This is a genomic window from Pseudomonas sp. 24 E 13 (genome assembly GCF_900004715.1).
Classification (GTDB): Bacteria; Pseudomonadota; Gammaproteobacteria; order Pseudomonadales; family Pseudomonadaceae; genus Aquipseudomonas; species Aquipseudomonas orientalis_A.
In genome coordinates, this window is the sequence record NZ_CVTO01000136.1 from 111,678 (window position 1) to 118,550 (window position 6,873).

General features: G+C 59.3%; 6 protein-coding genes. 4 read left to right on the forward strand and 2 right to left on the reverse strand.

Annotated elements, in window-relative coordinates:
* Positions 1–51: 51 nt before the first annotated feature.
* From moaA to BFP90_RS17940, 3 genes are all read left to right on the forward strand, one after another.
* Complete coding sequence (moaA, locus tag BFP90_RS17930; RefSeq protein ID WP_065897616.1) at positions 52–1,050, forward strand: GTP 3',8-cyclase MoaA; 999 nt, start codon at positions 52–54, stop codon at positions 1,048–1,050.
* A gap of 224 nt (positions 1,051–1,274) precedes the next feature.
* A complete protein-coding gene (locus BFP90_RS17935) occupies positions 1,275–2,171 on the forward strand; it encodes a LysR family transcriptional regulator (protein ID WP_065897617.1) in 897 nt (298 codons plus the stop codon).
* 140 nt (positions 2,172–2,311) lie between these two features.
* On the forward strand, positions 2,312–3,751 hold the full coding sequence (locus tag BFP90_RS17940; RefSeq protein WP_065883868.1) for an ArnT family glycosyltransferase: 1,440 nt from the start codon (positions 2,312–2,314) through the stop codon (positions 3,749–3,751).
* A gap of 15 nt (positions 3,752–3,766) precedes the next feature.
* Here BFP90_RS17940 and BFP90_RS17945 read toward each other — a convergent pair whose 3' ends face one another.
* Positions 3,767–4,255 carry a TIGR00645 family protein gene (locus BFP90_RS17945; RefSeq protein ID WP_057724985.1) on the reverse strand — a complete coding sequence of 163 codons (489 nt, stop codon included), beginning with the start codon at positions 4,253–4,255 and terminating at the stop codon, positions 3,767–3,769.
* A gap of 165 nt (positions 4,256–4,420) precedes the next feature.
* Between BFP90_RS17945 and BFP90_RS17950 the strand changes: the two genes are divergently transcribed.
* On the forward strand, positions 4,421–6,241 hold the full coding sequence (locus BFP90_RS17950) for a hypothetical protein (protein WP_065892218.1): 1,821 nt from the start codon (positions 4,421–4,423) through the stop codon (positions 6,239–6,241).
* A 7-nt stretch (positions 6,242–6,248) separates the two neighbouring features.
* On the opposite strand, the gene BFP90_RS17955 is transcribed toward BFP90_RS17950, so the two are convergent.
* Entirely contained in the window at positions 6,249–6,566 is a 318-nt protein-coding gene (locus tag BFP90_RS17955) for a PA4575 family protein (protein WP_065897618.1), read from the reverse strand.
* Between the last annotated feature and the right edge of the window lie 307 nt (positions 6,567–6,873).

The window sequence follows — 6,873 nt, forward strand, 5'->3', positions numbered from 1 at the left end:
GCCCATTAAAGCGCCAGGGTTATGCGCCCGACGCCGCCGCCGAGGTTTCTCATGACCGATCAAATCCTGATGGATAGCTTTTCGCGCCGGGTCGACTACCTCAGGATGTCCGTCACTGACCGTTGCGATTTCCGCTGTGTGTATTGCATGGCCGAGGACATGGAGTTCCTGCCGCGCCAGCAGATTCTGTCGCTGGAAGAGCTGTATCAACTGGCACACAGTTTCGTCGCGCTGGGCACGCGCAAGATCCGTCTGACCGGCGGCGAGCCCTTGGTTCGTCAGGGCGTGGTGGAGCTGTGCCGACGCATCGCCGCGCTCCCCGGTCTGCGCGAGTTGTGCATGAGCACCAACGGTTCGCAACTGGGCAAGCTGGCCGCTCCGTTGTTCGATGCGGGGCTCAAGCGCTTGAATATCAGCCTCGACAGCCTGGACCCCACGCGCTTTCGTGAACTGACGCGCACCGGTGACTTGGCCAAGGTGATCGCCGGTATCGATGCCGCGAATGCTGCGGGGTTTGAGCACACCAAGCTCAATTGCGTGGTGATGAAGGGTCGCAATGACCATGAGGTCAACGACCTGGTGGCCTTCGCCATCGACCGTGGTCTGGATATATCCTTTATCGAAGAAATGCCGCTGGGGGTGATCAGCGAACACAGCCGTGCCGAGGCGTTTTATTCCAGTGCGCAGGTGCGCGAGCGTATCGCCGAACGTTACACGCTGATCGACTCTGCGGAATCGACGCAGGGGCCTTCGCGTTACTGGCGTCTGGCCGAGGCGCCGCATATTCGCCTGGGCTTTATTTCGCCCCACAGTCACAACTTCTGCGCGACCTGCAACCGTGTGCGCCTGACCGTTGAGGGCCGGTTGCTGCTGTGCCTGGGCAACGAGCATTCGGTCGACCTCAAGGCGGTGCTGCGGCGCTATCCGGGCGAACCGAAACGCCTGGAGCGTGCGATTGTCGAGTCGATGAAACTCAAGCCGTATCGACACAACTTCACCCTCGACGATGAGGTGCAGGTGGTGCGCTTCATGAACATGACGGGCGGCTGATCGACCCGGTTTCAACCCCTTGCCATCCTGCGCACGGCAGGGCTGCTGCCCGTCCTTCAAGCCATCGACTGTGTACTGAACTGAAAAATGCCTGTCTAATCGTCAAGGCTGATCGGGCTATCCAGCATTGTCTGGCGGCCGGTTATCGAGTGCGTTGGCCAGTTCTGAGGAATCGGTGATTCCACTCTGACAGACCTTTCACTTCTTCCCTGGCAGGCACCTTGATGGACATAAAACAACTCAAATTCCTGATTGCGCTGGAGCAGACCCGTCACTTCGGCCAGGCGGCTGCGCGCTGCCATATCACCCAGCCGACGTTGTCGATGCGCCTGCGCAATCTGGAGGAGGAGTTGGGCCTGGAGTTGGTCACCCGGGGCCAGCGTTTCGAAGGTTTTACCGAGGCCGGTGAGCGTGTGCTGGCGTGGGCCAGGACCTTGCTCGCCGCCCATGACGGGTTGTTCGCCGAGGCGGCCGCGTGTCGCGGTCAGTTGGTGGGTAACTTGCGCCTGGGCCTGGTGCCGCTCAGCGGGTTCAACCCGATCAGCTATATCCAGAGCCTGTCCCACACCTTTCCCGAGCTCAAGTTCAGCCTGACGTCGATGAGTTCGGACAACATCATCGAGGCGCTGGGCACCAATCAACTGGATCTGGGTGTGTGTTACCTGGACCACGTTAACGCCAACTACCTGGATTTTTTCGAGCTGGGCGAGACGCGTGTCGGCCTGCTGTACGACACCCGTCACTTCCATTTCGAGGGCAGCGAAATGAGCTGGGAAGACGCCGCGCAATTGCCCCTGGGGATGATCAGCACGGGCATGCACTATCGAAAGTCCATTGACCTGAGTTTCCGCAGCCGCGGCCTCGCGCCCCAGCCCATGCTCGAAAGCGATTCAACCTATCAGCTGTTCCAGGCGATCCACGAAGGCTTCTGCTGCGCAATCATGCCGCTGGACAGCGGCCTGGAAAGTCCGATCGAGAACCTCGCGTTCATCAACCTGCCGGACGCCAGCGTGCTCGCGCCACTGGGCATGGTGATGCGCAAGACCGAACCGCGCTCGGCCATTGCGGAAAAGTGTTTTGCGCAGGCCAAGAGATTATTTGCTGCCAAGGACGCGGATTAGCGTGTCAGGTACGTAAAGCTCTCGCCGCCTGACCGCACAAAAACCCTACACTCGTTCACGAACCGTTAAGAAACCCTTCCCTATACTAGCCGGCAGCCATGCCCGCTCCCCCGAGCGGTCCCCTGCCCGGTAGCCACTCAATGACGCGTCCCGTTCCCCTGCTGCTCCTGCTCGTTGGCTTGCTGTTTTTCTTCGCCCTTGGCAACCATGAACTGCAAGGCTCCACCGAGGCGCGCGTCTCTGGGATTGCCATGGCCATGCACCTGGACAATGACTGGGTGGTGCCGCGTCTGTTTCGTGAGCCTTTCCTGGAGAAACCGCCACTGAGTCTTTGGCTGGACGCCGGGGCGATTCGTCTGTTTGGCGCGAGCACCGGGGCCGTACGCCTGGCATCGGCGTTTGCCGGGTTGTTCAGCGTGATGCTGCTCTACGGGATGTTGCGCCGGTTCGGGCGGCCCACAACGCTGGCATTCAGCGCCGCGTTGATCCTGGCGACCATGGCCAGCTATTGGGGCAATGTGCGAGGAGTGGGTGAGGATTCGTTGCTCGCCCTGGGCGTGACTGCAGCGTTGCTGGGGTTCTATCAGGCAATGCGCCCCGAGTCCGAGCGCCAGGGTTCCAGCGCCTGGGCGTGGGCATTGTTCACGGCGGGGATGGTCATCGCCACGCTGAGCAAAGGTGTGCTGGGCCTGGCGATGCCGGGGATTGTGATTTTTGTCTACCTGGCGTGCACCAGCCTGATGGATAAGCGCCTGCGTATCGGCGACTGGCTCAAGCCGGCGCTGTTCACGCTGCTGGCGCTGGTGCCGCTGCTGATCTGGTTGGGGTTTCTGTTTCAGCGCGGCGGTATGCAGGCTGTCGGTGACGTGCTGTGGACCAACAGTGTTGGGCGCTTCAGCGGCTCGTTTGTGGAAGCCGGGCATTACGAGCCGTTCTATTACTACCTCGTTAAACTGCCTGAGGCCTTCCTGCCATGGAACATCCTGGTGTACCTGGGCCTGTGGCACTTTCGCAAAAGCCTGGTGCGCAACCGCTACCGTCTGTTTTTCAGCGTGTGGCTGGTGGCGCAGTTCACCCTGCTGACCCTGGCCTCGAGCAAACGCACCGTCTATTTGATGGCGTTGACTCCGGCGGCCGCCGTACTGGCAGCGGAATATGCGCGGGTGCTGCTGGAGTGGGTCAAACAACACAAACCGGCACTCTACCGCTACCACCGACAGATCATCGGCGGTGTATTCACCCTCGCTATCGCCTGCTACCTCAGCGCCGCCTTCTGGTTCGCCCCCAAAGCCGATGTGCGCCAGTCATTCGTGCCGGTGATCAGTCAGGTGCAGACACTGCAGGACGAAGGTAAAGAGGTGGCGCTGTTCCAACCCAATGAACGAATCGCCGGCGCCAGTGTGTTCTATCTGCAGGCCTATTTGCCGATTCTGCAGACCGAGGCCCAATTGCACGCCTTTCTCAGCGCCAAACCCGGCAACGTCGCGCTGCTGGATCAGACCGACCGGCTCAGTCAGAAAGTCACCGTGGTCAAGCAAATGAAGATCAACCGCCAGCCCTACTACTTCGTCGAGCAGTAAGGCCGGCGCGCGTCATCAGTGCTTGGTCAGCTTGTCCAGATAACCCATGGCAAACGCCGAGACCACGAAGGTCATATGGATGATCACGTACCACATCAGGTGTTGCGGATCGACGTTCTTGGCGTCCATGAAGATGCGCAGCAGGTGGATGGAGGAAATCGCCACGATGGAGGCCGCCACTTTCATCTTCAGCGACGAAGAGTCCATGGTGCCCAGCCAGTTGAGCTTTTCCTTGTTTTCATCGATATCCAGCTGCGAGACGAAGTTCTCGTAGCCGGAAATCATCACCATCACCAGCAGGCCACCGACCAGGGCCATGTCGATCAGCGACAGCAGCAGCAGGATCACTTCCGATTCCAGCAAGGAAAAAATATTCGGAATCACGTGAATGATTTCCTGGAAAAACTTGATCGCCAGGATCAGCAACCCCAGGGATAAACCCAGATAGATCGGCGCCAGCAGCCAGCGCGCGGCATACATCGTGTTTTCGATAAAGCGTTCCATTGAATCCCACACAGCTTGGCTAAAAATGGCGCCGAGTATACCAGTGGCTACCCGGCGCCTGTCACCGCGAGAAAACTGCGCCAAGTGGCATCTGTAAGAGGATTTTTCTGCTAGTGTCGAGACCATTCACTCGGCTCGATGATGTCGGACAGGAAAACTCAGATAATGGATGTGCGATTCCCTTTGGCCAGTCTAGGCCTGTGCGCGGCGTTGCTGATGACCAGCGGCTGCTCTCCCAAAGAAGAGCAGAAGCAGGCCACCCTCGAAGAAAAAACCACCACGTTCGAACAGTCCCTGGACAGCATCCAGGACCCCAAGCTGCGCGACGTCATCGCCGACCTGGGCGGTTCGCTGCTGTTGCTGGAACGTGCGCGGATCAAGCTCGACACCAAGCCCATCGAGGCCGAATACGGCGAAGACAGCCTGGTCTTGCTCAAGCATTACCCCAGCCCCCAGGCCTTGGTGGACACCTATATCAACGGCCTGTTCGTCCTGCGCAGGGCTTCGCATTCCGACTACCTGACGGATTTGCAGCCGGTCTTCCCGTTCACGTTCAACGCTCCCGAGCAATTCCCCTTCCCCCATGGCCTGGAGTGGGAGTCGGTAACCTTGAGCAACAACAAAGTCATTCCCTTCCAGCCGGAGTGGTCGGAGACCGACCCCGGCATCCAGCTCAGTCCCAGCAGCTCCAACCTGACCAACCCCGACGACCTGACGGTGACCTACCCGTTCATCGAGGGCATCGAGACGGAAAACAAGAGCCAGCCGCAGCCCGTCAGCCTTAAAGGCACGATTGAGGTCGCCGCGCCGGGCAGGGTGCTGACCTTTGACCTGTCAAAAAACGACGTCGGCCATTCACGCACCGAGGGCAATATCAGCCTCAAGCTGCTGTCGCTGGGCAAGAATTACGCCGAAATCGAACTGACCAACAGCGAGCCGCTGGCCACCGAGCTGGGCGACGACTCGCCCAACCCGCTGCTGGTACAGGCCCGGGACAGCACCGGGCAATTTCTCACCCGCTCAGGTTCAATCAACGAAAGCGCTGCACAAGTGGCGTTCTATGAGAAGCAGCTGGCGCAGCTGCAACAGCAGAAGGCCTGGTCCGAAGCGTTGGATAAACAGCTCACCGACGCGCAAAAAGCCTTCGAACACACACAGACCAGCCATTACGCCAAAGTGTATTTCAACGGTGTGATCGATACCCTGCAGGTCAACGTACTGGATTTTTCCAAAGCCACGGTGACCCGCAAGGCGCTGGACCTGCCGGTGATGCGCTTCGACAAAAACAGCCTGCAACAGAGCGTGCAGCCCTTGCCGATGCCGGTCACGGTGTATGACGACGCCGCCGCCAGCTGGCTCAAAGACGCGTCAATGACTGAAGATCAGTTGAAAAACAGCGTAACCATCAGCCAATCGACCGAAGATGCCAGTGCCGCAAAAATCGTGTTCGACCACCCTTTCACCTTCAATGACGATCTGGTCGGCGCCGAGCGCAATAACAGCGCCGCGCCGATCACCTTTTTCACCGCAGATGATAAGGGCGAGCGCGGCGAACCCATCGAGTTGCCGACCGAAGCCTACGAGCTGAACGCGGCCAGCGGCACGCTGACCTATGACCTTAACCTGTTCCCGGAAACCCCGGCGTTTGTGGTCGGCTCGGTACCCTTGTTTCTCGCCACCATCGAAAAGGCCTCGATTGACGTCGGAAAACTGCCCAAGGGTCTGTTGCTCAAGGACAACGCGCTGATCGTCGACCAGCAAGCGTTTCCCGCCGATAGCTGGCGTTTCTACGCCAGGGACGCGAGCGGCAACTACCTCAAGGAAATTCTCGGCGTGAGCCACCGCGCCGAGGAATACGGTACGGCGTTGTTTGATGTGCATTATTTCTACGGCCAGCCGACCACCCTGGAAAGCTACCAGCGCACCGACCTCAACACCGTGCAATATGGCTTTGAGGTCAAACTGGACAAACCGGAAAGCAAATAGCCCGGAATTACAGGGCCAATCGCTCCTGGCCGCCGTTGAGTTGGCGCAGATGGGCCTGCAGGTGCAGGCACCAGATCTGCGGCTCGTCCAACTGCTCGTAACCGTGCAGGGTCAGGCTGTCGACAATGGAACCCAACATGGTTTCCGCCACGAACGGCCCGTGAAACGGGCCTTGAGACTTGACGGTGGAAGGCTGCTCGCCCGACATGCCGGCGGCAAATAACAACGTCCACAGCCCATTCTCCCCGGCAAGGGGGCGAATGGAGCATTCGATACGAGTTGCCAGGCCCAGGCACTGGCGGGTAAGGCAAAGGTTGCGCGGCATGGCGGCGACCCTCGGTAGATCGGTGTTCAGCCCCAGCGCAAAGGCGAGGCTGTTTCTATCCTGCGACTCCTGCGGATATCCCTGATATTGAGAATAGAAGAAAACCGCGACAAACCAAGCTCGTAGAGACCAACGGACATTCTCTCCAGGCACCTGTCAATTTAATGACAAAAACAGATCAAACTGTGGGAGGGGGCTTGCCCCCGATGGCGGCCTCTGGGCCGACCAGGATGTTGTATCAGATCGAGTACATATCCGTTTCTGCGGTAACGGCCACTTAGGGTTCCGCCCTGACGGCGGCTCACTT

Excerpts from the sequence above, each read along its gene's own strand:
- moaA (WP_065897616.1), top strand. The coding sequence starts at position 52 with ATGACCGATCAAATCCTGATGGATAGCTTTTCGCGCCGGGTCGACTAC.
- BFP90_RS17935 (WP_065897617.1), top strand. The coding sequence starts at position 1,275 with ATGGACATAAAACAACTCAAATTCCTGATTGCGCTGGAGCAGACCCGT.
- BFP90_RS17940 (WP_065883868.1), top strand. The coding sequence starts at position 2,312 with ATGACGCGTCCCGTTCCCCTGCTGCTCCTGCTCGTTGGCTTGCTGTTT.
- BFP90_RS17945 (WP_057724985.1), bottom strand. The coding sequence starts at position 4,255 with ATGGAACGCTTTATCGAAAACACGATGTATGCCGCGCGCTGGCTGCTG.
- BFP90_RS17950 (WP_065892218.1), top strand. The coding sequence starts at position 4,421 with ATGGATGTGCGATTCCCTTTGGCCAGTCTAGGCCTGTGCGCGGCGTTG.
- BFP90_RS17955 (WP_065897618.1), bottom strand. The coding sequence starts at position 6,566 with ATGCCGCGCAACCTTTGCCTTACCCGCCAGTGCCTGGGCCTGGCAACT.